This is a genomic window from Bacillus sp. SH7-1 (assembly GCF_008042405.1).
GTDB lineage: Bacteria > Bacillota > Bacilli > Bacillales > Bacillaceae_G > Bacillus_A > Bacillus_A thuringiensis_N.
This window is the reverse complement of sequence record NZ_QNUD01000035.1, coordinates 54,603-79,905: the sequence shown is the minus strand read 5'-3', so window position 1 is coordinate 79,905 and position 25,303 is coordinate 54,603. Positions and strand designations below refer to the sequence as shown.

Genomic DNA, 25,303 nt, shown 5'->3' with positions numbered 1-25,303 from the left:
TCAGGAGTGTCCCTTATAAGAAAGAAAAACTAAAAAACACCCGCTACCAGAAAAAGTGAGTGCTTTTTTCACTAAAAACCTTCCTTCTATCACGATATTTTATATAATCAAGATGTCATTATTGGAGGATAAATATGAATATTACAATCAAAAAAACTAGTTTTTTTCTATTCTTTATATTTTTTTTAAGTATTTTAGGGGGATGTACGATGGATAAAAAGAATGAGGAACAACAAATAGTTAATAAAGCAACAGAAACTACAGTTCAATATTTTAAAGAAAAAGAGAATTTAGAAGTGACTATTACGAATCATAGATTTCCTTCTAATGATATCGAAACTATTTTTATAACTGGTCATATCAAAGATGATACAAATAAGAAATTTACTACTTCAATTGATTATAAAGATGATTATAATATCGGTTCTATCTCTACCACTAATTTCAGCCTAAAACACTGAATAGACAATCTGAAATTTTCCTTTTAAACATTAATCATTAGAACAAAAAGACATCCTAAATGTGTGATTAGGATGTCTTTTTTATAAAACAAATCAATTCCTATTTGGATAAACGAAAAAAGGTTTCATCTGTATTTTTATTATTTTCTTTCAAAACAATCCCTCCTTGTAAAAAATGATATATCCTAATAACTGGGACAATATCATTGGAGGGAGAAAATGGTTATCAAATTCAAAAAAATTAGTTTTTATTTCCTTTTAATCTTAGTATTTGCTACTTTAGGAGGGTGTACAATAAATCCAAAGAATGATGAACAACAAATCATTAATAAAGCTAAAGAAGAAACCATTAAATACTTCAAGGAGGAGGAAAACGTAGATGTAACTATTACTAAACATAAATTCACTCCAAATGATCTGCAAACAATTTTTATATCTGGTTATGTAACGGATGACAAAAACAAAGAATTTAGTGTTGCAGTTGAATACGCTAATAACTATCATATCAGTACCATTTCAACCACGAAAAATTTTGAACTAGAACACGATTAGTTCACGATTCGTTTTATATTATTTCTTTATAAAAAATAATATAAAGAAATTTCAGGAGATACATATGGATCAATCAAAAAAGAAAAGAGTTATAATTTCAATCATTTTAGCAATTATATTTTTAGCCATAGGCTGTACTACATCCTTTATTCACAATAGAAATACAACAAAAGAAAAAGCTGCTGAAGCTGCAATACAACATATAAAAACAAGAGAAAATATAGATGTTATAGTAACTAAAATCGATACAAAACCAGCTTTTCAAGGAGGCTTTATTGAGGTTAGAGGATATGCGGAAAATGATAAAAAAAGAAAGTTTTATGTCACAGTAAGTAAAAAACAAAATTACTCTATCATGGGGTGGAATTTAGATGATCCTCAATAAGAAACAAAATATTTTCATATTATTATCCGTAATAATTATGATTTTAATTATAGGTTATGTAGCAAAGTTTATTCATGACCAAAATGCTGCAAAAGAAAAGGCTGCTGAAGTTGCAATAGAAACTATGAAGAAAGAAAAAAATGTAGACTTTGTGGTAACCGATGTAAAAATTCAACAATTAGAACTTGCGGGCTTTATTAGAGTTAGAGGATATGACAAAAACAATAAAAAAAAAAAACATTACGTTGTAATAAATAAATCCCAAAACTATAAAGTCGAATATTGGGGCGACGAATAAAGTGAAACTTTATTCGGTGGAGGTTTTGTTCATCCCCATTGATTATTAGCAAAAGAAGTAATTTTATAAGCGCTTCTTTTAATTTAATATTTAGGACCCATCATCATAAATTGATTTGAGAAGGGGAAATATGGGTAATTTAAAAAAGAAAAATATTATCATTTTAATCATTGTAACAATTATCGCTTTAACTATAGGATGTACAGCAAAAAGTATTCATGACAGAAATATAACAAAAGAAAAAGCTGCTGAAGTTGCTATACAACACATGAAAAAAAGGGAAAATATAGATTTCGTAGTAACTGAAGTTGAAATTTACCAATTAGAACTCGCAGGTTCTATTAGAGTTAGCGGCTATGATAAAAATAATAAACAAAAGAAACATTACGTTGTAATAAATAAAATCCAAAATTATAAAGTCTCATATTGGGGATAAATTTAATGAGAAAAATAAGCTAATTGTAACTTATAATAAAATCCTAACAATTAAATACATAAAATAACATAATTATAGCAAGGGAATGCTTGTATGCTGATCTGCACTGCATTCCCTTATTCTATGAGGGGAAATATGGATAAATTAAAAAAGAATAACATTATATTTTCAATCATTTTAGCAATTATAGTTTTAACAATAAGCTATATCATATCATCTATTCATGATAAAAATATTACAAAAGAAAAAGCTGCTACAGCTGCCATAGAACATATTAAGAAAAAAGAAAATATTGATGTTATAGTGACTAAAGTTGATATCAGGCCTGCCGTTAGTGGTGGTATGATTCGAGTTTCTGGTCATGTAAAAGACCAGAAAAACAGAAAATTCTTTGTTTCAATTAGTAAACGGCAAAATTATTCAGTTGTTGGATGGGGATTAGATCATCTAGAGTCATAATTACCTTATTACATGTCAACTACCTCCACCACTAATTTCAGCCTAAAACGCTAAAAAGACAATCCGAATTATACCTTCTTCTTTTGAAGCATTAATCATTTAAACAAAAAAGCATCCTAAATCACAATTTTAGGATGCTTTCTTTTTAATCCTTATTCAACAATCGCATACGATAACAATTCATCGTCACTTCCCCAAGTCTTTGCAGTAATTGATAGTTCGCATACGCGCCGACCGGGGCACCGATTATTGGTACGAGCTGAAGCATTTTTGCTAAATCGATATAGTCTCGGTACTCTGTTTGGAACTTTTCCCAGTCCATATGGTTTTCTTCTTCTGTATCCCACGTTTCGATGGCTTTCCATATTTCTTTTCGGTGGTCGTCACTTGAAAAGGCAAGTTGGAAAACGTGAAGGATAAAAAGGCGCTCTTCTTTGTTACTCGTATCAAATCCGTACAATGTTGCTGCATCGAATAAAAATTTAATTTTAATGCCGAGTAAAAGCGGAAAGTCAGCAAGGCCAAGGAGAATACCACCTGCTCCCGTCCCTGCTCCTTCTGCCGCTGCTATTTTTTTGTACTCATCCATTTTTTTACGTACTTCATCATCTCGTCTTTGCAATGACCAGTTCGTCTCTTTTAATTTCGGCTTTATAAAGTTTGATCCGGCACTAATCGTTTGTACCATCATCCGAATCGTTTCTGTTAATACTTTTTGCACTTTCGCCGGAATAAGCTGTTGTACTTTCGTCTGCACTTTCTTTGAGAACCGTGTCATCATAGAAGAATCTTTCATGAATGTAGCTTTCCACTGCTCCAGTTCTTTTATAACCTTTTCTTCATATGTAATCATAGGTTCATTCCCTTCAATTTAAACGCTCAATACGTTTTGCCCCGTATTGATAAACGAAACCGATACTAAATACTATGCTTACGACTAGTAAAATTCCCGTCATCATGAAATCTTTCGTAGCAAGTGCAAATATAATTGTAAATATAACGCTACCTGTAATAAGAATTGCATTTAATAAAGTAAGAAAATCTTTCTTCTTCTCTTCTCCGCCTACTGGGTACAAATCAAGCCAAATCTTCATGCGGTGATGCTTCCATAAAGTTAATAGCTGATAACCAATTAAATATAGGAAGATAAGACTTACGATAAATCGTCCATATAAAAACGGAATGAAGTAAAGAATAACTCCGCCAAGAGCGAGCAGGCGCACATATAAGCCGAAATAGTTACCAGATCTTAAAAACGTTCTCGTATATAAGTATAAATATGTACGCTTTTCGCCTATCATCGACAGAATGAAATCAAGCCATTTTCTACGTGCTACTCTCTCTTTTAATGCTGGTACATCAACGAACATATTCGCGATGCGGTACAGCAGCATCATCTTCTTACCTTCTTCAGAAATTAAATACTCCCAGTTTAGTGGTTTCCCCTTCACCATCTGATGCAGAATAGCGAGGTATAACACCATGAGAAGGACGATTCCGGCAATAAACATAACGGAAGTACGCTCTACAAGGAAATACACAAATAAGGCGTTTAAAATAAAACGAATGAACCAATCGGCTCTTTGTATATTTTGATCTGTTAAAAATGATTTTTCCCATGCCACGAATAAATTCCACGCTTTTACAATGACAAACACAAGTACGAGCCATATGTAGCCAGCACCTGTTTGTTTCATTTGCTGGAAATATAACGGAGCAAGCGCTGCTGCTACGATAGCGATTATGTATAACTGAATCATAAACGTAAAGAAAAATGCCTTTGTGAAGTAAGGCTTTAACTTTTCTTCAACTGGCAATAAATACACGAGGTCTGCTTCTTTCAATAACGTTTGAATCGATCCAGCCGTTAAAACGAGTCCAATTAATATAGCCATCACGAGCGCTGTCGGGAACGAAGGTGTTAACGTTTGTAACCATTGCTGGTAATAATACGCTCCTGCGCCGATGATGAAAACAAAAATAAATTTCAAATGATCATTAAATACGTATTTACTATATGTACGAACTTCTTGTAGAAAGTGACGAAATCGTTCTTTCCATAACGCTGTGCTATTCATAGTCTTCTTCCTTCGTTAATGCAATATAAATATCATCTAACGTTGCACCTGGCATATTAAACTGTGATTGTAGTTCAGCTAATGTTCCCTTCGCTCTTACTTCACCTTGATGCAGAATAATGAACGAATCACAATAACGCTCTGCTGTCGCTAAAATGTGTGTACTCATTAAGATTCCTGCACCGCTTTTTTTCATTTGATCCATCATTTGAAGAAGTGATTGAATCGCTAACGGATCAAGCCCTACGAAAGGTTCGTCCACAATGTAAAGTGATGGTTCCACTAAAAATGCACTCATAATCATTACTTTTTGTTTCATCCCTTTTGAGAAATGAGACGGAAACCATTTCAAACGATTTTTCATGCGAAATTCTTGTAATAGTTGTCCTACACGTTCTTCATATTGTTTTTCATCGACACCGTACGCCATCGCTGTTAGCTTCAAATGTTCTTCTAGCGTTAGCTCATCATATAATACAGGTGTTTCTGGGATGAACGAAAAACTAGAACGGTACGCTGTCATATCATCACGAATTGTTTTCCCATTAATTGTGACAGTTCCTTTTTTCGGTTCCATTAAACCGATAATATGTTTAATCGTCGTACTTTTACCAGCTCCATTTAAACCGATTAAGCCGACAAGTTCGCCTTTATTAACAGAGAACGAAACATCTTTTAGTACAGGTCGCTTCGTATATCCTCCTGTAACATTTTCTACACGCAATAACTCGCTCATACGACACCACTTTCTTCATTAGTATTCATTCTATATTCATCTTACCAAAAATGGCGCTGTACTACATAGTATCGATGTCTTAAAAAAAATTTAAATTTGTTCGCATATATTTTTACGAAAGCGGACATCATAATTAATGAAGAAGGAACACATTGAAAAAGCGACCACCAATTGATGAGTACAACAACATAGTTAAGTCATCATGAAATGGGGTGTCCATGTTGGACAAAGAAATTTACACATAACCAGATCATTTGTTTCATTTTAGAAACGGGGTGTCTCCGAAAGAGCATATACTGTTTTAAAAAATAAACAAATTCCTTTTATGAAAGATTGCAATTCATTTCACTTGAAAATGGGGTGTCTACGGCAGAAACTTTAGCCGATTTACCGTGCATTTCTTAAATAAATGAGGTGTCTGCGAAACGTAAATTACGATAATGCTTTTTCAATCCCTCTTCAGAAAACAGGAAGCTGAGTCAGCTTCCTGTTTTTCGTGTTTGTTCTCTTATGTAATTATGGTAAAATACGGCTAAGGATATTTGAAAGGATGAGATCGATGAATCATACAGCAGATAATTGTATTTTTTGCAAAATCATTGACGGGCAAATCCCTTGCTCAAAAGTATATGAAGATGAACATGTGCTTGCATTTTTAGATATTAGTCAAGTAACAAAAGGACATACTCTTGTTATTCCGAAAGTTCACAAACAAGACATATTTGCATTAACGCCAGAAATCGCATCACACATTTTTGCTGTCGTTCCCAAAATCGCAAATGCAATTAAAGCAGAGTTTAATCCAGTTGGCTTTAACCTACTTAACAATAACGGTGAAAAAGCTGGACAAACTGTGTTCCACTTCCACCTTCATTTAATTCCACGCTACGGTGAAAACGATGGTTTCGGTGCTGTTTGGAAATCACATCAAAATGAATACACAATGGAAAATTTACAAAACATCGCAAGTACAATTGCAAATAGTGTGAAATAGTGACACTATAATAAGAAGTAATACATAACAAGCCACTTTCCTAAAGTGATTAAATATTGCAAGGCTTGTTTCTCCATTCAAGATGCCGGGGAATGTGTACAGTACACTTTTCTTTCCCTTGTCTTAAAGATATGCATATTTTTTCACATCATGAATACGAACAAAAAATAAGGAGGTCTCCTTTTATGTCAAAAGCTAAATCCTTTATTACAGGTGTCATTTGCGGCGGAGCAGTTGCTGGATTAGCTGTTCTTTTCTCTACTCCTTCTTCTGGCAAAGACATGCGCGGCAAGTTAAAAGAAAAAGGAAATGATATTAAAAAGACATTAGCTGATATTACAGCTGATACAAAATTATTAAAACGTCAAATCGTTGAAACTGCTTCAGAAGGTAAAGAAGTGTTTCAAGAATTAAAAGACGATATGCACGATACGCTTTCTAACTGGAAGCAAGATATTTCTCAAAACAAACGACATATTGAGCAAGAGATTTTGGACATTCAAAAATCAATTGAGAAACTACAAGAAGCTGTTCCGGAAAAAGCGTAAACAAATTCCTGCTTAGTTTTTTGCATATAACAAATAATTTTTATATAAATTGACCTTAACACGGCATATCACATAGATATGCCGTGTTTTTATGCATTTACAATATATGTTATCACTTAACATGTATGGACAACACATGTATTCACGACTCATAAACCGCTTCCATAGTTATGCATGATTTGTATAGAATGTCATTTTTCCAAAAAATTTTCACAATTCTCACAAAAAGACTTTATTAATTTTTATTTTACTGGCATAATAGATAGTAATGAAAAAGAATGTTAAAGTGGGTGAGTATATGAAAAGTGGAGAAAAAGATTACTCGGTAAAAGAAGCGATGATTTTCAGCCAACGCATTGCTCAATTATCGAAAGCGTTATGGAAATGTGTAGAGAAAGATTGGCAAATGTGGATTAAGCCTTACGATTTAAACATCAATGAGCATCATATTTTAACAATCGCTTATCATTTAAAAGGGGCTTCTATTTCTGAGATTGCTAAGTTTGGAGTTATGCACGTATCAACAGCGTTCAACTTCTCGAAAAAGCTTGAGGAACGCGGCTATCTTGTATTCTCGAAAAAAGAAGATGATAAACGAAATACGTACATTGAAATTACAGACAAAGGGGAAGAATTACTACTTCGCTTAATGGAGGAGTATGATCCTGAAAATAATTCAGTGTTTAATGGGGCTCTTGCACTTCGTAATTTTTATGGGAAGTTCCCAGAAAATATCGAACTGATTGCTATCTTGCGTAATATTTACGGACAAGACTTCATCGATATTTTTGAGAAATCATTAGAAGATATTGAAGAGAACTTTACAGAATCCGATCAGAAGTTAGTTAAGAAGTAATCTATTTATTTTTTCGCAATCATGCTTAAGAATTCATTCATAAGCGGCTTAAATAAACCTTGTTTTGCTAGCGCTTCCGCAGTTTCGTGTACTTCGAGCTGATGTGGAAGCGCTTTTTCAAATTGATCTAACAGCGCATCGAACAAAAGAAGCCCCTCTGCTTTCTCCACTACATATTGCTCGTTCAGTATTTCACAAAGATTTAGTATACGTTCAATATCTTTTTTACGAGCTTTTTTCTTTATGATTAAAGAATAAAATGGACACTTTTCTTCATCAATCATTTTAAATAGTAGGTCTACGTAGTATTCAGCTTGTTCTAATCTTCTAACAACGTCCATTTTCTCCCCACTTTCTAACACAAAGTCTTCTATTTCTGAATTTTATAACACGAACAAAATATCGTATGATACAATATATAAAGTATATGTATTTTAGCCAAAAGGAGGTCTCGCCTCATGACACTTATAACAGTTGTTTTTGTCGCATTCGCACTTCTTGTTATATTTTACACGAATTTCATGACACATACACTGTGTGAACGAAAACAAATAGCTGCGAGCCGCCAACCCGGTGTCTTTCGGGTTATTAATGTATGTATAACAATTTTATTAATTTCTAGTTATATAGAAATTATATTTCATGGAAAGTGAGGAAGGAAAGCCCCTTCCTCACTTTTTTCCTCTATAAGCAAATTATACCTACTATAACCAATAAAATAAACAGTACAAGTAATAAAATAAGTTGAGAATTCATCCCCATCCCCTCCTCTATTCTGTATATGCGGCATACGCCCAATATGGCACACCTTCAAAATCTGACACGATATGGTTAATTTTTCTTTATCAATATGAAATCGAGTCGAAATATGATATATTAAATTCTGTACATATTGCTTATACTATGAAACAAATGACACGCATCTTAACTTTATCCTAAAGCCTCGGTAAGCCCTGTTAAGCGCGCTTTACCAATATAAAAAGCAAAAGTATCAGTGAGACTTAATCGGGCTCTGATGAACTAAAATTCATTGGTATAGGATAAATTAAAAATACATAATAGTAGGAGTGTTTATCGAATGAAGAAAGCTATGCTTGCCTTAGCCGCAACAAGTGTAATCGCACTATCAGCTTGTGGAACATCATCATCAGACAAAATCGTTACATCTAAAGCTGGTGACATTACAAAAGACGAGTTCTACAATCAAATGAAAACACAAGCTGGTAAACAAGTACTAAACAACATGGTTATGGAAAAAGTACTTATTAAAAACTACAAAGTTGAAGACAAAGAAGTAGACAAAAAGTACGATGAAATGAAAAAACAATACGGTGATCAATTCGATACACTATTAAAACAACAAGGTATTAAAGAAGAAACGTTAAAAACTGGTGTGCGTGCTCAATTAGCTCAAGAAAAAGCTATCGAGAAAACAATCACTGATAAAGAATTAAAAGAAAACTACAAGCCTGAAATTAAAGCAAGCCACATTCTTGTAAAAGATGAAGCAACTGCGAAAAAGGTGAAAGAAGAACTTGGACAAGGTAAATCTTTCGAAGAGTTAGCGAAACAATACTCTGAAGATACTGGTTCAAAAGAAAAAGGCGGAGACCTTGGCTACTTTACTTCTGGTAAAATGGTTAAAGAATTCGAGGATGCTGCTTATAAACTGAAAAAAGATGAAGTAAGCGAGCCTGTAAAATCACAATTCGGTTACCACATCATTAAAGTAACAGACATTAAAGAACAAAAACCATTTGATGAAGTTAAAGGCGACATCAAAAAAGATCTAGTTCAAAAGAAAGCACAAGATGCACAATTTATGAACGATCTTATGATGAAAGAAATCAAAGCTGCTGACGTAAAAGTTGACGATAAAGATTTAAAAGATCTTTTCGAAGAGAAAAAAACTGACGCTAAAAAAGAAGAAAAGAAATAATGAAATAAAAAGCTCGGGCTTAGGCCCGAGCTTTTTTATGTATCCTCTTCGTTAACGAAAGTTTATTTTTTCATTCGTTTAACTAAAACCATCTTTTATGCATTTTACTTAAAAACATTTCTGTAATTTTAAATCCAGAACTTTCTCCTATAATAGAGTCAATCCCGCAATACGGACAAACTGCTGTGTTATCATCATCCCACCACTCTGTAATTTTTTCTGGATGGAAAATTTCTAAACAATAGAAACAACCACATATAACATCCTTTTCTAAGTGCTTTCTATTACGAGAACAAAAACGATGTGCTTCCTCAAAATATTTTTGCATCAGTGTCCCCTTCTTTGCTTTACTTACATTTTCCTCAATAAAATTGCAATTCTTCCTTAAAGAAAAACACAAAAAAACCTTGGTCCACGCCACACGGAACCAAGGTTTATCTTATTATCATTGATTAAATTCAAAAACTATGTTAAATTAGTACAGAAACACGTTTTATAAATTACAAGGAACGTATTTATCCGTATCTTAATTGTACACCAAAACACATCTTCAGTCAACCTCTATTTTTCACTTTTAAAGGAGTGCTTACCGTATGAACAAAAAACTTGATCTAGAGCAAAAAAGATTGGATACCGTAATCGAAACGATTACGCAGCAAATTGATAAACTGGAAAACGAAACTGGCAGACGCCGAGCAGAAGTAATCAATATTCGTAAACATTTCTGGGATGACGTGAAAGTGAATACTGATACTTTTGATGATTATCTTGAAACAGTTATCAACTTAAGACAACAAGCTCAGTCACTAGCTGTCACACAAATTACTCATAAGCACACCTTTAATCGACTTGCCGCATTAAGACGCATGCATAAAGCACCTTATTTTGGACGAATTGATTTCAAAGAAGAAGGAGAATCTGCTGCAGAGCAAATTTATATCGGCGTTGCTACACTTACTGATGCAAGCGGAGAAAACTTTCTTATATATGACTGGCGCGCACCCATTTCGAGTGTCTACTACGATTATCCACCAGGACCAGCTGAATACAGTACACCAGGAGGCGTAATTCACGGTAATGTGGAGAAAAAATTACAATACATTATTCAAAATGGCGAGATTGATTCTATGTTCGATACGAGTCTTACAATTGGCGATGAAATTCTGCAACAAGCGCTCGGAAAAGGCACAAACAAACATATGCAAAGTATCGTTGCTACGATTCAGCGCGAGCAAAATGAAATTATTCGTCACGATGAAGGCCGACTCCTTATCGTGCAAGGAGCTGCTGGTAGTGGTAAAACGTCAGCTGCCTTGCAACGAATCGCCTACTTACTATATAAATATCGCGAATGGTTAAAAGCGGATCAAATCATTCTCTTCTCCCCTAACTCTATGTTCAATAGCTACGTTTCTAACGTACTACCTGAACTCGGTGAAGAAAATATGCAGCAAGTGACATTCCAAGAATATTTAAATCATAGACTAAGTAAGTCATTTGACGTTGAAGATCCTTATGAGCAATTAGAATACATGCTAACTGAAACGAATAATCCTATCTATAAAACGAGAAATGCGAGCATCCGATTTAAAGCATCCACTCAATTTTTCGAGATGATTAGAGCGTACAGACAATCTCTTGAATCATCAGGCATGCTATTTAGGGGAATGAAATTTAGAGGAAAGCTAATTGTCTCCGCGAAAGAAATTACAGAGCAATTTTATAATACTGACTCCTCCCTCCGCTTCCATAGCCGAATTGAGAAGTTAACGGATTGGCTAAATAAGCAAATAGATGCACTTGAAAAAGCAGAACTGAAAAAGCCTTGGGTAGAAGAAGAAATTGAACTACTTAGTAAAGATGAATATCAAAAGGCTTATAAATACTTGCAGAAAAAGGGCGAGTTTGACGACAACTCCTTTCATGATTTTGAGAAAGAAACGAAAGTACTTGGACGTATGATTGTCCGTAAAAAATTGAAGCCACTTCGTAAAGGTGTTCAAACATTGCGCTTTATCAATTTCACAGGCATATATAAACAACTCTTCACAGATGCATCATGGGTTACTGGAGAAAAACCGAAGGAATGGGATGACATTTGCTCATTAACAATAAACATGTTAGATGAAGGAAAACTATATTACGAAGATGCGACTCCATTTTTACTTTTAAAAGAATTAATTGAAGGTTTCCAAACGAATAGATCGATTAAACACGTACTCGTAGACGAAGCGCAAGATTATTCTCCGTTTCAATTCGAGTTTTTAAAACGTCTCTTCCCTGCCGCAAAAATGACGGTACTCGGAGACTTTAACCAAGCGATATTTGCACATGCGAGTGAAACAGTGAATTTCAATACACTTACTAGCTTATACGGACCAGATGAAACAAGCGGCATCAATTTAACTCGTAGTTATCGCTCAACAAAACCAATTATTGAATTTACACGTGCTCTCGTACCGGAAGGAAAGAACATTCACGCCTTCGAACGTGACGGCGAGAAACCTACAGTGACGAAAGTATCAAATGACAGCGAACTGCACGAACATATTACTGCCAAAGTTGCTGAACTACAAACAGAGCAGCACAATACGATCGCAATAATATGTAAATCTGCAGCTGAAAGTGCCGCCGCTTACGAAGCACTTAATCATATCGAGAATATTAAACTCGTGAAGAGTAACTCAGCCGAGTATGAGCAAGGCATCGTCGTGATTCCTGCTTACTTAGCAAAAGGTATCGAATTTGATGCCGTTATTATTTACGATGCTTCTAAAGATGTGTACAGTGATGAGAGCGTTCGTAGATTGTTCTATACTGCTTGTACACGCGCAATGCATGAATTACAACTTTATAGCGTTGGCGAAGTTAGTCCTTTTGTACTTGGGGCTGATTCGGAGAGTTTTGAGCTTATTACACCTTGATAACAATCAAGGTGTTTCTTTTTTTTGCAGGATTTATACCTTTAAAGTAGAATATATCATTTTAGAAAAAAACAAGGAGTGGAAACATGAATCATTATTTCATTGCTATTTATGACGGTGAATTTCCTGCCGAAAAATTACATACCATTTTACAATCTAATCAAACTTTTACTAACCTAAACGTCCGCGCTATTTCAATCTCCTCACCAAGACCTTTCACATTATTAGCTGGCGAAGAACACGATACACTCACAACTGGAATTACAGACAAATACTACTTATTAACGAAGGAGTTGCAAACACTTGAGCAGCAAGAAAAGTACTATTACGTATACGATTATAGAATTAGAAAGACCATCGATAACCCGACTGAAGAATGTTTTCCATTAGCTAAAATTAACATAAGCGTTACGAAATTCCATAAGATGATTCAAAAAGTAAAAGACTTAAAACGCCCAGTATTTGCAGGTTATAACATCGTCTCTCATGATGCAGACATACTTACGATTGATGTACTTCTTTCTTCACTTTTATTGGATCCTAACACTTCTGAAAAAGATGTGGAAGAATATGCTTATTTACAGCAGCTAGCTGAATCCATTTCTCGTTCTGAATTATGTACTTCTATTAAAGCGAGTTCACTTATTTAAACATTAAAAGAGGGCTATTTATCATAACCCTCTTCCTACTATCTATTTACGTTTTTGAAACAACACAATTAAGACTGGTAATATGGTTAAAGCGCAGAATAAAGAAAGTGTCGTATCAATAACAGTTGTAATACCAAATTCACGTAAGACTGGGAAGTTAACAAAAATTAACGTTGAAAACCCAACAATTACAGTTAATCCGGAAGCGGTAATGGCTTGCCCCACTTTTGAAAGAGAGACGCGAATTGCTTCTTTGGGAGACAGTCCCTTCGCCTCTTCTTCACGATATCTTTCCATAATGAGAATCGTAAACTCTGTTCCAATTCCAAGGACAAGGCAGCTTAGCGCTGTTGTTAGCGGATTATATGAAATATCGAGTAGTTTTAAAGCACCTGGCGAGAATCCTAATACTAAAACAATTGGTATTAATGGATATAATGCATGTTTTACACGGCGATACACAAGGAATAAAGATAGGAAAATAATAAGTAGCCCCGCACCAATCATGAGTTCACTATTTGCACCGATGTTATCAATACCATAAAGCATCATAACTTGCGCACCCGCTGGCTTTATTTTCACACCATCGATCGGCTTCATGCCCTTTGATATGTTATGCATCAATTTCAATTGCTCAGCAGAAGAAAGATCTGGATTCACTTGGAACTGAACTGTTGCGTATTTTTTGTTTTTACTTATAACGGTTTCTTTCAGAGAATTTGGCACGTTTTCAAGCTCATTTGCTACTTGTGCAGTAGATTCTGGCAACGCGCTTTTCCCGTTGATTTGCAAAATAGCTTTAGGCAGTGATATAACATCACCCACATCTTTATATTTGTTTTCAATCTTTTCACTTTCATTATGCATCCAAGACATTACTTTCGGTTCCGTGACGTCCTCTGCTTCTACTAAATACGTAATATATGTTGTAGAGCCAACTATCTTTTGTAATTGTTTCGTATTTTTTAATGTCTCCATATTTTGCGGAATCATTTTTGTTAAGTCCGTTTCAGTTGGTATAGACTTTTCTGCTATAAATCCAAGACCAGATAAAATAACTGAAACGATTAAAATAGGAATTGCGAGTTTCATAGCTAGATTCGCATATTGATTTAAGAAACGTGATAACATTGTGTTTTTATCTGCATCACTTTTTAATGTAGGTACTTCTTTTTTGCGATCTAATAAGTAGAATGTTGAGAACATCAATAATAGTTCAACAACGTAACAGAATATAACACCTATCGCTAAAGTTAATCCAAATTGTTGCATCATCGGCGCTTTCGATACATACATCGTCAGAAAGCTTAAACTCATAATGACAACTGCAATCCCTACGCCAGGTCCAATATGACGAACGGCATGTAATGTTGCAAGTTTCGCATTACATCCACTCGTTTTATATTCCTCTTCATATCTATTATGGAATTGAACACCAAAATCGGTGCCGATCCCTATAATGATTGGTAATGTTGCCATAGTTGCGAGTGTAATCGGAATTCCGGCCCACCCCATGAAACCAAATGTCCATATTAACCCGATTAACACAAAGGCTAATGAAATAACGCGACGCCTTACAGGGAACACGAAGAATAGTACAACAATCATTAATAGAACCGCTAAACCTAGCATGATCCCTAAAGTTGTTATAACCTCTTCTTGAATATCTCCTAAAATAGCAGGCATTCCAGCTACCTTTACTGTTACACCTTGACTGAAGTTCGTATTTTTAATAAGCTCGTTTAACTCTTTATTAATACGTACATAAGTCGTCATTTCTGTATTATTCGATGTATGAAGCTGAATCACGACATGTTTTCCATTCCCAGGAATGAGTTGTTTCAATTGGTCTGGTACTTTCCCTTTATTAGAAAATACGATTTCATGAAGTAAATCATTGTTCATATGTTGAACATTCGGCAGAGCTTTCAAAATAGCTCGTTGCATATTATCTTTTTGTTGCTCTGTTAAAATGCTTTGCATATACTTTGCAACTTCATCATTTTGCTTTTCCGTTAAAACAGATTGTGTTATTTTCTCTTGTTCATCAACTGTAGGAGTATGGCCAAGTGCAATCAATTGCTTTTGTATTTCTTGCATTTGTTCAGGTGCAAGTTGTTGCTGCATAAATACTCCCATTTTTTCACGTTGCTCATTCGTTAAGCTACTTTTTACGTTATTATTAATTCCGTTCATTTTTTCACTCGGAATGGAGTTTTTCAAAGCTGTTTCTAATTTCGGATTTGTTTCCCCTGTATCAAATGCTGAAAAAGAAGGAGCAGGAGCGGATAACATTTCATTTAACAAGCCAACATAATGTGTTGATCCGGTAATATCTTTAATACCTTCTGCTTTTTTAGTGAATTCTACAATTGCTTTATTTGTTTCTTGTGAAAGCAATGTATCACTCTCTCCACTAAGCAATACGTATATACCATCCCCACCAAAATGTTTTTGATACGTTTCTGTATCCTTATAAACATCAGATGTATTACTTAGAAATACATCATTCCCCATCCTCATCTCAATTTTCGTTATACCAAATACGAAAAATATTGTTAAACATAATATAAGTGCAATATTCATCTTTGCGTACTTGATGATAAAATGTCCAATTGTATCAAAAACCTTATTCATATTTTTCTTTCCTCCTTTGCTATGCTCAATAATTTATCATAGGCTTTAGAGGAAAACGATGAATAAAAATGAATAGACGTCTCAAAATGAGACATATGTCTTATTTTGGTTCATTTATGAGAAAATTATTAACGATATGGATGAGTTCTTCTTTTGAATACGGATATTCATTATTAATCCATTTCTTTATAATCTCAAAAAATCCACTACAGTAAAAATCACATAACACATTTGGATAATCTGAATTTTGGATTTGTCTTGAAAGAGGGTCGTTATATTGCGTTGCATTTTCATATAAGGCCTCCCCGCCAAGTTGAATCAACTTATCATATAATTCACGGCTATTATTTTTACTCGTAACGTTAAAAAACAAAGCACGATTCGCATCTATGTAGTCAATTACTTCTTCAAAAAATGTACGTTCCAAATTCAACCCTTGCTTCGTTTGTTCAAATAGTTCTATGGCGACAGCATTTATCGTGGCACTAAAGAGCTCATATTTATCAACGTAATAACGATAAAATGTACTTCTATGTATCATTGCTTTTTCGCAAATATGATTAATTGTAATGGCTGAGAATGGTTTTTCTTTTAATAGTTCCATGAACGTGTTCGTTATTAAAATTTGTGTACGTAAACGAGTGAGGTTACTCAATTTATTTGTCCTCCCTGTAACTTTTGTTGTTCTTTTAGTATGCCGTAGTTGGTTATAATAGTGAATTCTTTTTGTATATTACAAAAAACACCTTGATAATTATCAAGGTGTTTCTTCCCTTCTAGACGACATATCTTTACGTCGATATACGCTCAGCACAATTCCCATTATAAATGCATGAAACAGAGTTGGTATCAATCCATAGCTAATAAAAGGTAATGATATAGAAACACGTGGTAATATCCCGAGGATCATACCAACGTTACAAATGAAATGGATTGTAAAAAGAGTCACTCCACCAACGAGAAGCAATTTACCATAACCATCATTTATTTTATAAGCTATGTTCATTATTCTTACTGCAAAAAGAGAAAGAATCAAGACAAGAACTAGCGCAAGCACATATCCATAATAGTAAGTCAAACTAGCGAATACAAAATCAGTATGGGCAGCAGGAATAGACTTTATATTTCCATATGTACCAAACCAACCTGCTGATGACATCGCCTCTTTTAAACGTAAATACCATTGATCATGCTCTGGGTTTAACATTCCTAAAATTCTGGCCATACGGTATTCTTTTACAGCAGACCAAGAAAATAAATCCCTAATAATAAAGGGGAGAATCGGTAATATTGTAATGAGCCATGCCGTTTTCTTTCCTAACTTACTCCACCAAAGCATAACGAATACCATCGTAATATAAATAAAAATTGGCACCAGGCTTGATGTATTTGAAAATAGATATAAAGAAAATACGTATAACATGAGAAGATGCATAAACTTTAACCTACTATTATTGAAAAAAGAAGCCCAAGCTAGAAAGAAGAATGGTATCGTCATTAGACAGTCAATTGTGATGAAACCAATTTTTATTAATGGCTCTCCAATCAAAAAAGCAGTAGGAACATACTTTATCATTAACAAGATAAGTATACCAATTGTATAAAACAGCCACCCTAATCTCTCTAATTTCCGGTAATCAAGTAGCATCATCCCAATAGCTGTTACAACACCGAGAATAACAAATATCACCTTGTTCATTAATAAGTCAGCATGTCCAAAAGTTATAACCGGCAAAAATCCTAATCCCATCGCAGCCACTAATAAACCAATTAAAAACCAATCAACCTTTGGCTTATGTAGTTTGTTAAGTTCTTGTCCCAATTTAATCGGACTTCCCATTTGCTCAACAGCCTTATCTTCAGCAACTTCCTCACTTAACCCTTTTTCTATCCACATATTCTTCGCCTGTTTTAAGTGAAAATTCAGTTCAGTTGCTACTAAGTCCTTCGCTTCTTTTGATTTAATATGGTTCGTAACTTCCTTTAAAAAACGCTCCCCTTTTTTGTTCAATTTTTTCACTCCTGTACTAATCCTTTTAATATAAATCGTGCCTTCGTAGCATTCTTCTCGGCCTTTCGCAGCATCTTGTTTCCTTTATCATTTAATTGATAATATTTCGCTCCAGAATGATCCCAACTTGATTGGATAAAACGATTCTGCTCTAGACGATGTAATAAAGTGTATAAAGAACCTTCATCACCTTCGAATTTTTGAATCCCTCTCCCACGCAGTAACTGCATCAATTCATAACCTGTTTTTTCATTCATAAGAAGTTGCAACACTGCTAAAAGGATATCTTCTTCCTTTTCGGACGATTGATTGATTTTTTCCCGTACCCGCTTCCGGTGCTGATCAGAAAAACTCAAATGTTTAAACGTTGTGTTCTCCATTGATTTTCGCAAGCCTTTTAATCGATCTTCCATTTGATTATTCCTCCAATCCTTCCTTCAAAAGTTCCTTCGCTTTTTTCAGTCTCGTTTTTATCGTATTTTCCTTTACGTCTATTACCATAGCAATCTCTTTAATTGATAATTCTTCATAATAAAATAGATAAATGACTTCTCGATATTTTATCGGTAAATTCATTACTGCAGAAGCCAACCTACTATCCTCAGCATTTTGAATAACTGTTTGTTCCACACTTTCTTTTTGACTCTCCATATACGTAAAGTCATCCTCTGTAACGATAACTTTTTTGTTATACCAACTTTTTATATAGTCCTTACATTGATTGATCGCAATTCTCCATAATCACGTTTTCACATTCGATTTCCCATTATATGTATGAAGAGATTTATAACATTTCACAAATATATCTTGCGTTACATCCTCCGCAACCTCTTTATTATTCACATATGAATACACAAGCTGCAGGACTTCTTGTCCATACTTGTTCATTATTTCGTCGATAAGGTCCTCCTTATCTTCTATTTCAAACGCTTCTATCGTTAATTCATCCACATCATTTCCTCCTTCCCATATATTAGACGACGCACTGTATGGAAAAGTTTTATAAATACATAAAAAAATACGGATGGTGATGTCCATACCGTTTTTTACGAATATTTATTTGCTTCTTGACCTCTGACACTAATGCTCTGCTTAAAGATAGGAATTTTCATCCATATGCCTTGTTCCCTATTTTAAAACATAATACAATTAATACGTGACTTAATAAGCTATAACTAGTAGGTGTGGTAATCATCTCTTCCATTTTGAAAAAAGGGGGGAGGTGATAATATGATCGCGATGTTTGTAATTATATTAGTGTATGGTATCCTAACCGGAGCTGGCGTTGTCATCGGTAGAAGATACGTCGGTCCATGGCTAATTTCTGTATACAAAAAAGCGAGAACCACCCTGCTTCGTGGAAAAGGCAAGGGCGGTTCTCGGCTAAAACGTTAATGTAATTGTCTTATAACCGCACCTACTACCACCACAATAGCAAGTTAGGTTACAGAGGCAGAAGTTTCTCAGGCTTCTGTCTTCTTTATTTTATGCAAAATTCATACTACATACTCTATCATTATTGTAACACATTCTAATTATTTTTAGTCAAGATAAAAAACCACCTAAAGGCTCCCCTTCAGGTGGTTTTCTATTTTACGCTAACGCAGCTGCCTGTTCTTGTTGATCTATAGGAATGACAGCATCTGTTAATGCTTTTTCTAATTCAGCTGTGTATTTCATTTGCTCTTCTTTACTCCAGCCTAGTTTCGCAGCCATGTAGTTGATTACTGCTTCTTTCCACTCGTATACCCAGTGGATATTGAAGAATACAGCGCCTCTACGGCGTACGAAGAAGTCAACTGGTTTTGCTGTCATTTCGTAATCCATTGCGTATACAAGTGGGATTAGAACGTCAAGCGGCATGTTGTATTCTTTCGCTTCGTCTTTGTGTTTTTTCGCTAAGTCGAACAGTACGTCAACGTTAGAGCCGTAGAATTTCGCGAACTCTTCTGCTTGTGCTTTCGTTAAACCAGATTTCGTACCTTCGTCTGCTTTTTTCGCAACGAATGCTGGGAATCCGTGTGAACCACTTACATGTCCACCAGAGATTGGCATATGTTTCGTGTCACTCTTCGGATATGCACTATGGCCTTCTTTTTGTAATAAGTTCGTTACGTAGTCTACTACCATTTCAGCCATTTTGCGGTATCCTGTTAATTTACCACCAGCGATTGTAATTAAACCAGATTCAGAAGTCCAAATTTCATCTTTACGAGAAATTTCAGATGCGTTTTTACCTTCTTCGTAAATTAACGGACGCACACCAGCCCAGCTTGATTCAATATCTTTTTCTGTAATTTTCACACTTGGGAACATGTAGTTAATCGCATTAATGATGTATGTGCGATCTTCTGTTGTCATGTGTGGTACAGCTGCATCTTTATCATAGAACGTATCTGTTGTACCTACGTAAGTTTTTCCGCCGCGAGGAATCGCAAACACCATACGTTTATCTGGTGTATCGAAGTAAATTGCTTGACCTAATGGGAAACGTTTTTGGTCAATTACTAAGTGAACACCTTTTGATAACTGAAGTACTTTTCCTTTTTTCGAGTTATCTTTCTCACGAAGTGTATCTACCCAAGGACCAGCTGCGTTTACAATTTTCTTACCGTAAACTTCGTACACTTCTCCGTCTAGTAAATCGATTACACGTACACCGCATACTTTTCCATCTTTATATAAGAAACTGTCTACTTTTGCGTAGTTAACAGCTTTCGCACCATGCTCAATTGCTTCTTTCATTACTTCAATTGTAAGACGCGCATCGTCTGTACGATATTCTACGTAGTAACCGCCGCCTTTTAATCCTTCTTTTTTCACAAGAGGCTCTTTGTTTAATGTTTCTTCACGGTTAAACATCTTTCTGCGCTCGCTTCGTTTTACACCTGCTAAGAAGTCGTATACACGAAGACCAATTGATGTACTAAATGATCCGAACGTACCGCCTGTATGGAACGGAAGTAACATCCACTCTGGTGTTGTTACATGGGGACCGTTCTCATATACAATCGCACGCTCTTTCCCCACCTCTGCTACCATTTTCACTTCAAGTTGTTTTAAATAACGTAGACCACCGTGTACAAGCTTCGTTGAACGACTTGATGTACCTGCTGCAAAGTCCTGCATTTCAAACACAATTGTTGATAACCCGCGTGTTGCTCCATCTAATGCAATACCAGAACCAGTAATACCTCCACCAATTACGATCACATCTAACTCTTGTTTATTTACTCCGTTTAATACGTCTTTACGTTGTTTACTTGAAAATTTCATGGTAATTCCTCCCTTTGATAACGAAAAAAGAGACCACAAACTCCGCTATAGATTTCGCCTCTATAGCGCGTTGTGGTCTCTCCAAATCTCCTACCGAATTATTAACTTGTCACCATTATAACACTGTTTATGATTATTTGAAAGCTTTTGTTGCTTCAATTGCTTTTTTCCATCCAGCATATAGCTCTTCGCTTGTTTCCGCTTCCATCGTTGGTTCAAAGCGTTTGTCCATATGCCACTGTGATTTAATTTCATCTTGGTTTTTCCAATATCCAACCGCAAGACCAGCTAAGTATGCTGCACCTAAAGCTGTCGTTTCGTTGATCACTGGACGCTCTACAGGAACATCTAAAATATCACTTTGGAACTTCATCAAGAAGTTGTTTTTAACCGCTCCGCCATCAACGCGTAATGTTTTTAGTTCAATACCTGAATCTGCTTCCATTGCGCATAATACATCTTTCGTTTGATAAGCTAAAGATTCTAGCGTTGCACGAATGAAATGCTCTTTCGTCGTACCGCGCGTTACACCAAACATAGCGCCGCGTACTTCACTATCCCAGTAAGGTGTTCCTAGTCCAACGAATGCTGGTACAACGTATACACCTTCAGTTGATTCAACGCGAGAAGCATATACTTCACTCTCACTTGCATCTTTAAACATGCGCATTCCGTCACGTAACCACTGAATTGCAGAACCTGCTACGAAAATACTTCCTTCTAATGCGTAGTTTACTTTACCATCTATTCCCCATGCAATTGTTGTTAATAGGCCATGTTCAGAAGCTACTGCTTTTTCACCAGTGTTCATTAACATGAAGCAGCCAGTTCCGTAAGTATTTTTCGCCATACCTTCACCGAAACAAGCTTGTCCAAATAATGCTGCTTGTTGATCACCAGCTACACCTGCAATCGGTACATTTTGACCGAAGAAGTGATAGTCAATTGTTTCTCCATAAACTTCAGATGATGGACGTACTTCTGGAAGCATGCTCTTTGGTACTGTTAACATATCTAGAAGCTCATCATCCCACTGTAAGTCGTGGATGTTAAACATTAACGTACGTGCTGCATTTGAGTAATCTGTTACGTGTGCTTTACCACCAGATAGTTTCCATACAAGCCACGAATCAATTGTTCCGAATAATAGATCGCCATTTTCTGCTTTCTCTCTTGCACCTTCAACGTTATCTAAAATCCATTTTACTTTCGTACCAGAGAAGTATGCGTCAATTAAAAGACCTGTTTTTTCGCGAACCATTTCGCCATAACCTTTTTCTTTTAACTCATCACAAATTTCAGCTGTTTGGCGAGATTGCCATACGATTGCGTTATAAATTGGTTTACTAGTTGTTTTATCCCATACAACCGTTGTTTCACGTTGGTTCGTAATACCGATACCAGCGATTTGTTCTGGTTTTACATCTGCTTCGCTTAAGCAAGTTGCGATAACTGCTAAAATAGATCCCCAAATTTCTTGCGCGTTATGCTCTACCCAGCCCGGCTTTGGAAAATGTTGCGTAAACTCTTTTTGAGCTGAATGAACAATTTCACCTTTTTTATTGAACAGAATTGCGCGTGAGCTAGTTGTTCCTTGGTCTAATGAAAGAATATATTTTTTCATATCGGTTTCCCCCTTATGCTACTTTTCTACTATTTGTATTGCTTCCACTTTTTTTGCTTGTCATATAAGAGATTGCTAGTACAATCACAGTTGCAATAATCACATAAATAAGTGCTGCGTTTTGTTTTCCTTCAAATACAACTTGATGGAATAAACCTGCAAGTGATCCACCTAAAATCGGACCTACTACTGGAATCCATGCATACTTCCAGTTTGAACCGCCTTTTCCTGCAATCGGAAGGAAGAAGTGTGCAATACGCGGACCTAAATCACGTGCTGGGTTGATTGCGTATCCTGTCGTTCCACCTAATGATAAACCAATACTTACAATTAAGAAACCTACGATAAATGGATTTAATCCATCTGCAAATTTATTTGCACCAATTGCTAATATACCAAATACTAAAACGAATGTTCCAATCATTTCACTTAAAAGGTTTGCAAATGTGTTCGGAATTGCTGGACCTGTTGCAAATACACCTAATTTTGTTCCTGGATCTTCTGTTTCTTTCCAGTGTGGTAAGTAATGTAAATATACTAAAACTGCCCCGATAATTGCCCCAATCATTTGTGCTGCGATATAACCAGGTACGTCACTCCATGGGAACGCTCCCTTAAATGCTAATCCTATCGTTAAAGCCGGATTCAAATGCGCCCCACTAATTGATCCAACTGCATACGCTGCAACCGCTACCGCTAAGCCCCAGCCCATCGTAATAACAATCCAACCAGAATCTTTCGCAAACGACTTCTTTAAACTTACACCAGCACAAACACCGCCACCAAGTAAGATTAACAATGCAGTCCCTACTAACTCTCCTAAAAATGCTGACATAGTATCCCTCCACAATCAATTTAAACGCTTCCAAATGTGATAGAGGTAAAATGAATGGCCATTCGTTTTTGTCAAAAGAAAAAGACCCACAGCTTTGCACGCTTCTATATAAGTTTATATAGAAACAATGAAATGTGGATCTCTACTTTTCTCCGTCACGTTTATTAACTTGTCTATAATGTTAACCTCTCATGAAAGCGGTGTCAACAGAATTTTTTCACATTTTCGTCACTTTTTTTGGTAATGTTTCCATAGTTCGCGTTTTGATGTTGTAATTGCTGTCGCACCAGCATTTAACGCTTTCTCCACATCATCAACTGTACGAATAAAACCACCCGCCAAAATTGGTACACCAGTACGCTCTTTCACTTCAGCGATAATGTCCGTCATTGCCCCTGGAAGCACCTCTATATAATCTGGCTTCGTCTTTTCTAAAAGATTGCAACTCTTCTCCATTGCGCTAGAATCGATTAAAAAGATACGCTGAATTGCCACAACACCTTTTTGCTTCGCCTTCATAATCACGCTCGCCTTTGTCGAAAGTAATCCGTACGGTCTAAACTCTTGGCATAAATACTCCGTCGCATGCCCATCACTCTGTAAGCCATGAATTAAATCCACATGTAAAAATACCTTTTTACAATATTGCTTCGCAAGTGATATAACACTTTTCAATTGACCAACATGAATATCTAAAATAACGATATATTCATACGAACTATGTAGTAACTTCTCCAAATCTTTAATTTGCCTCACTGCCGGCAAAATCTTTTGCTCATGAAATTCCATTCTATATGTCCCCTTCTCTATGTCATCCTATCCTTTATAGTACACAATTTAAGTGAAAAGAACAGCTAGTGTCGGGGATTTCTTTCAAAACTTTCTCTTACCTATATATTTTCTTCAACTTATCAGATCCCATACCACCTATAACCATTAATAAGAGCGGTAAAAAATTCATTACATACGGTGCATCCGCTATAATTGTAATGCTCGCTCCGGCAAACTTATTTAACATCCATACAACGATTTTTGTAACAAACACAAATACTCCCATCATAAAGAGACTATCAAAAAACACCTTCCATTTTGGATGCGCCAATTGCTTACTATCTTCAATAACTTTCTGCGTCAACTCTTCATCACTCCTTAGTAATTCATCAATCGTAATACCGAACAGATCACTTAAATGAATAATAATTTCAATGCTCGGATAGTTCTTTCCCGTCTCCCATTTCGAAACAGATTGCCTACTTACATGAATTTTTTCAGCCAAATCACTTTGCGACCAATTTCGTTTCTCTCGTTCTTGTTTTAAGCGTTCACTAAAAATCATACTGTGTTTATCACCTCTCTACGCCTAGTATGGACAAATACATGATGAAGAGTAAAGCGAGTTGTCATTGCATAGCCTGTGCAACTTGTGCGTTACAGGTTGTAATTGCGCTATGTATTGTGTCAATTCCATATATTTTTCTTCTATAATAATTTCCCGAACAATAATCGTGCTTCTTAACATTGTCGTTTCTTGTCGGTAAGTCGATATCTCATGTCGAATCGTCGATAAATTGAAAAAATCGTTGATATATTTCAAGTTGTGTTCG

27 protein-coding genes and 1 pseudogene are annotated in these 25,303 nt (G+C 35.5%); 13 read left to right on the top strand and 15 right to left on the bottom strand.

What is annotated here, in order from left to right; translation table 11 throughout:
* The first annotated feature begins 134 nt into the window (after window positions 1-134).
* The 6 genes from DN390_RS24095 (at window position 135) to DN390_RS24070 (ending at window position 2,591) form a co-directional block, all read left to right on the top strand.
* Window positions 135-461: a DUF1433 domain-containing protein gene (locus tag DN390_RS24095; protein ID WP_147808691.1), complete on the top strand. Its 327-nt coding sequence runs from the start codon at window positions 135-137 to the stop codon at window positions 459-461.
* Between the two features lie 219 nt (window positions 462-680).
* Window positions 681-1,013 (top strand): DUF1433 domain-containing protein, encoded by a 333-nt coding sequence (locus tag DN390_RS24090; protein ID WP_147808690.1) that lies wholly within the window; start codon window positions 681-683, stop codon window positions 1,011-1,013.
* Between the two features lie 64 nt (window positions 1,014-1,077).
* On the top strand, window positions 1,078-1,398 hold the full coding sequence (locus DN390_RS24085) for a hypothetical protein (protein WP_147808689.1): 321 nt from the start codon (window positions 1,078-1,080) through the stop codon (window positions 1,396-1,398).
* Complete coding sequence (locus DN390_RS24080; RefSeq protein ID WP_147808688.1) at window positions 1,385-1,696, top strand: hypothetical protein; 312 nt, start codon at window positions 1,385-1,387, stop codon at window positions 1,694-1,696. The genes DN390_RS24085 and DN390_RS24080 overlap by 14 nt, the downstream gene beginning before the upstream one ends.
* Before the next feature lie 130 nt (window positions 1,697-1,826).
* Window positions 1,827-2,132 carry a hypothetical protein gene (locus DN390_RS24075; RefSeq protein WP_078417610.1) on the top strand — a complete coding sequence of 102 codons (306 nt, stop codon included), beginning with the start codon at window positions 1,827-1,829 and terminating at the stop codon, window positions 2,130-2,132.
* A 135-nt stretch (window positions 2,133-2,267) separates the two neighbouring features.
* Window positions 2,268-2,591 (top strand): hypothetical protein, encoded by a 324-nt coding sequence (locus DN390_RS24070; RefSeq protein ID WP_086421035.1) that lies wholly within the window; start codon window positions 2,268-2,270, stop codon window positions 2,589-2,591.
* A gap of 145 nt (window positions 2,592-2,736) precedes the next feature.
* On the opposite strand, the gene ecsC is transcribed toward DN390_RS24070, so the two are convergent.
* The 3 genes from ecsC to ecsA are packed head-to-tail and all read right to left on the bottom strand — an operon-like array spanning window position 2,737 to window position 5,405.
* Complete coding sequence (ecsC, locus tag DN390_RS24065; RefSeq protein ID WP_044792652.1) at window positions 2,737-3,444, bottom strand: ecs operon protein EcsC; 708 nt, start codon at window positions 3,442-3,444, stop codon at window positions 2,737-2,739.
* Between the two features lie 13 nt (window positions 3,445-3,457).
* Window positions 3,458-4,669, bottom strand: a complete 1,212-nt coding sequence (gene ecsB, locus DN390_RS24060; protein WP_147808687.1) for an ABC transporter permease EcsB — start codon at window positions 4,667-4,669, stop codon at window positions 3,458-3,460.
* Window positions 4,662-5,405: an ABC transporter ATP-binding protein EcsA gene (ecsA, locus tag DN390_RS24055; protein ID WP_053565078.1), complete on the bottom strand. Its 744-nt coding sequence runs from the start codon at window positions 5,403-5,405 to the stop codon at window positions 4,662-4,664. Before ecsA ends, ecsB begins: the two co-directional genes overlap by 8 nt.
* Window positions 5,406-5,964: 559 nt before the next feature.
* Between ecsA and DN390_RS24050 the strand changes: the two genes are divergently transcribed.
* The 3 genes from DN390_RS24050 to DN390_RS24040 all read left to right on the top strand — a co-directional run bounded on the left by DN390_RS24050 (window position 5,965) and on the right by DN390_RS24040 (window position 7,803).
* Window positions 5,965-6,399 (top strand): HIT family protein, encoded by a 435-nt coding sequence (locus DN390_RS24050; protein ID WP_001016829.1) that lies wholly within the window; start codon window positions 5,965-5,967, stop codon window positions 6,397-6,399.
* Window positions 6,400-6,584: 185 nt separating this feature from the next.
* Window positions 6,585-6,947: a YtxH domain-containing protein gene (locus DN390_RS24045; protein WP_000030301.1), complete on the top strand. Its 363-nt coding sequence runs from the start codon at window positions 6,585-6,587 to the stop codon at window positions 6,945-6,947.
* 298 nt (window positions 6,948-7,245) lie between these two features.
* Window positions 7,246-7,803: an HTH-type transcriptional regulator Hpr gene (locus tag DN390_RS24040; protein WP_000834918.1), complete on the top strand. Its 558-nt coding sequence runs from the start codon at window positions 7,246-7,248 to the stop codon at window positions 7,801-7,803.
* A gap of 5 nt (window positions 7,804-7,808) precedes the next feature.
* Here the strand turns inward: DN390_RS24040 and DN390_RS24035 are convergent, their stop codons facing one another.
* Entirely contained in the window at window positions 7,809-8,144 is a 336-nt protein-coding gene (locus DN390_RS24035; protein ID WP_000383651.1) for a DUF1878 family protein, read from the bottom strand.
* 117 nt (window positions 8,145-8,261) lie between these two features.
* Here DN390_RS24035 and DN390_RS24030 point away from each other — a divergent pair, with 117 nt between their 5' ends.
* Window positions 8,262-8,456: a hypothetical protein gene (locus DN390_RS24030; protein WP_000172690.1), complete on the top strand. Its 195-nt coding sequence runs from the start codon at window positions 8,262-8,264 to the stop codon at window positions 8,454-8,456.
* Between the two features lie 425 nt (window positions 8,457-8,881).
* Window positions 8,882-9,742 carry a peptidylprolyl isomerase PrsA gene (prsA, locus tag DN390_RS24025; protein ID WP_060629839.1) on the top strand — a complete coding sequence of 287 codons (861 nt, stop codon included), beginning with the start codon at window positions 8,882-8,884 and terminating at the stop codon, window positions 9,740-9,742.
* An 82-nt stretch (window positions 9,743-9,824) separates the two neighbouring features.
* Here prsA and DN390_RS24020 read toward each other — a convergent pair whose 3' ends face one another.
* Window positions 9,825-10,070 carry a cytoplasmic protein gene (locus tag DN390_RS24020; protein ID WP_098198424.1) on the bottom strand — a complete coding sequence of 82 codons (246 nt, stop codon included), beginning with the start codon at window positions 10,068-10,070 and terminating at the stop codon, window positions 9,825-9,827.
* A gap of 265 nt (window positions 10,071-10,335) precedes the next feature.
* Between DN390_RS24020 and helD the strand changes: the two genes are divergently transcribed.
* Together helD and DN390_RS24010 are read left to right on the top strand one after the other, a co-directional pair.
* Window positions 10,336-12,666: an RNA polymerase recycling motor HelD gene (gene helD / locus DN390_RS24015; RefSeq protein WP_147808686.1), complete on the top strand. Its 2,331-nt coding sequence runs from the start codon at window positions 10,336-10,338 to the stop codon at window positions 12,664-12,666.
* Between the two features lie 86 nt (window positions 12,667-12,752).
* Entirely contained in the window at window positions 12,753-13,316 is a 564-nt protein-coding gene (locus tag DN390_RS24010; RefSeq protein WP_147808685.1) for a hypothetical protein, read from the top strand.
* Between the two features lie 42 nt (window positions 13,317-13,358).
* Here DN390_RS24010 and DN390_RS24005 read toward each other — a convergent pair whose 3' ends face one another.
* The 10 genes and pseudogenes from DN390_RS24005 to DN390_RS23960 all read right to left on the bottom strand — a co-directional run bounded on the left by DN390_RS24005 (window position 13,359) and on the right by DN390_RS23960 (window position 25,035).
* Complete coding sequence (locus tag DN390_RS24005) at window positions 13,359-15,953, bottom strand: efflux RND transporter permease subunit (RefSeq protein ID WP_147808684.1); 2,595 nt, start codon at window positions 15,951-15,953, stop codon at window positions 13,359-13,361.
* Window positions 15,954-16,053: 100 nt separating this feature from the next.
* A complete protein-coding gene (locus tag DN390_RS24000) occupies window positions 16,054-16,608 on the bottom strand; it encodes a TetR/AcrR family transcriptional regulator (protein ID WP_147808683.1) in 555 nt (184 codons plus the stop codon).
* Between the two features lie 102 nt (window positions 16,609-16,710).
* Complete coding sequence (locus DN390_RS23995) at window positions 16,711-17,964, bottom strand: FtsW/RodA/SpoVE family cell cycle protein (RefSeq protein WP_147808682.1); 1,254 nt, start codon at window positions 17,962-17,964, stop codon at window positions 16,711-16,713.
* Between the two features lie 5 nt (window positions 17,965-17,969).
* A complete protein-coding gene (locus tag DN390_RS23990) occupies window positions 17,970-18,377 on the bottom strand; it encodes a PadR family transcriptional regulator (RefSeq protein ID WP_147808681.1) in 408 nt (135 codons plus the stop codon).
* Between the two features lie 4 nt (window positions 18,378-18,381).
* Window positions 18,382-18,915 (bottom strand): annotated as a pseudogene (locus DN390_RS23985) (sigma-70 family RNA polymerase sigma factor).
* Window positions 18,916-19,557: 642 nt separating this feature from the next.
* Entirely contained in the window at window positions 19,558-21,240 is a 1,683-nt protein-coding gene (gene glpD / locus DN390_RS23980; protein ID WP_060629828.1) for an aerobic glycerol-3-phosphate dehydrogenase, read from the bottom strand.
* A 133-nt stretch (window positions 21,241-21,373) separates the two neighbouring features.
* Window positions 21,374-22,864 carry a glycerol kinase GlpK gene (gene glpK / locus DN390_RS23975; RefSeq protein WP_097949917.1) on the bottom strand — a complete coding sequence of 497 codons (1,491 nt, stop codon included), beginning with the start codon at window positions 22,862-22,864 and terminating at the stop codon, window positions 21,374-21,376.
* Between the two features lie 13 nt (window positions 22,865-22,877).
* Window positions 22,878-23,699, bottom strand: a complete 822-nt coding sequence (glpF, locus tag DN390_RS23970) for a glycerol uptake facilitator protein GlpF (RefSeq protein ID WP_088314711.1) — start codon at window positions 23,697-23,699, stop codon at window positions 22,878-22,880.
* A 228-nt stretch (window positions 23,700-23,927) separates the two neighbouring features.
* Window positions 23,928-24,488 (bottom strand): glycerol uptake operon antiterminator GlpP, encoded by a 561-nt coding sequence (glpP, locus tag DN390_RS23965; RefSeq protein WP_060629825.1) that lies wholly within the window; start codon window positions 24,486-24,488, stop codon window positions 23,928-23,930.
* Between the two features lie 97 nt (window positions 24,489-24,585).
* Window positions 24,586-25,035, bottom strand: coding sequence for a helix-turn-helix domain-containing protein (locus DN390_RS23960; RefSeq protein WP_097845261.1), 450 nt, complete (start codon window positions 25,033-25,035; stop codon window positions 24,586-24,588).
* Window positions 25,036-25,303: the final 268 nt, after the last annotated feature.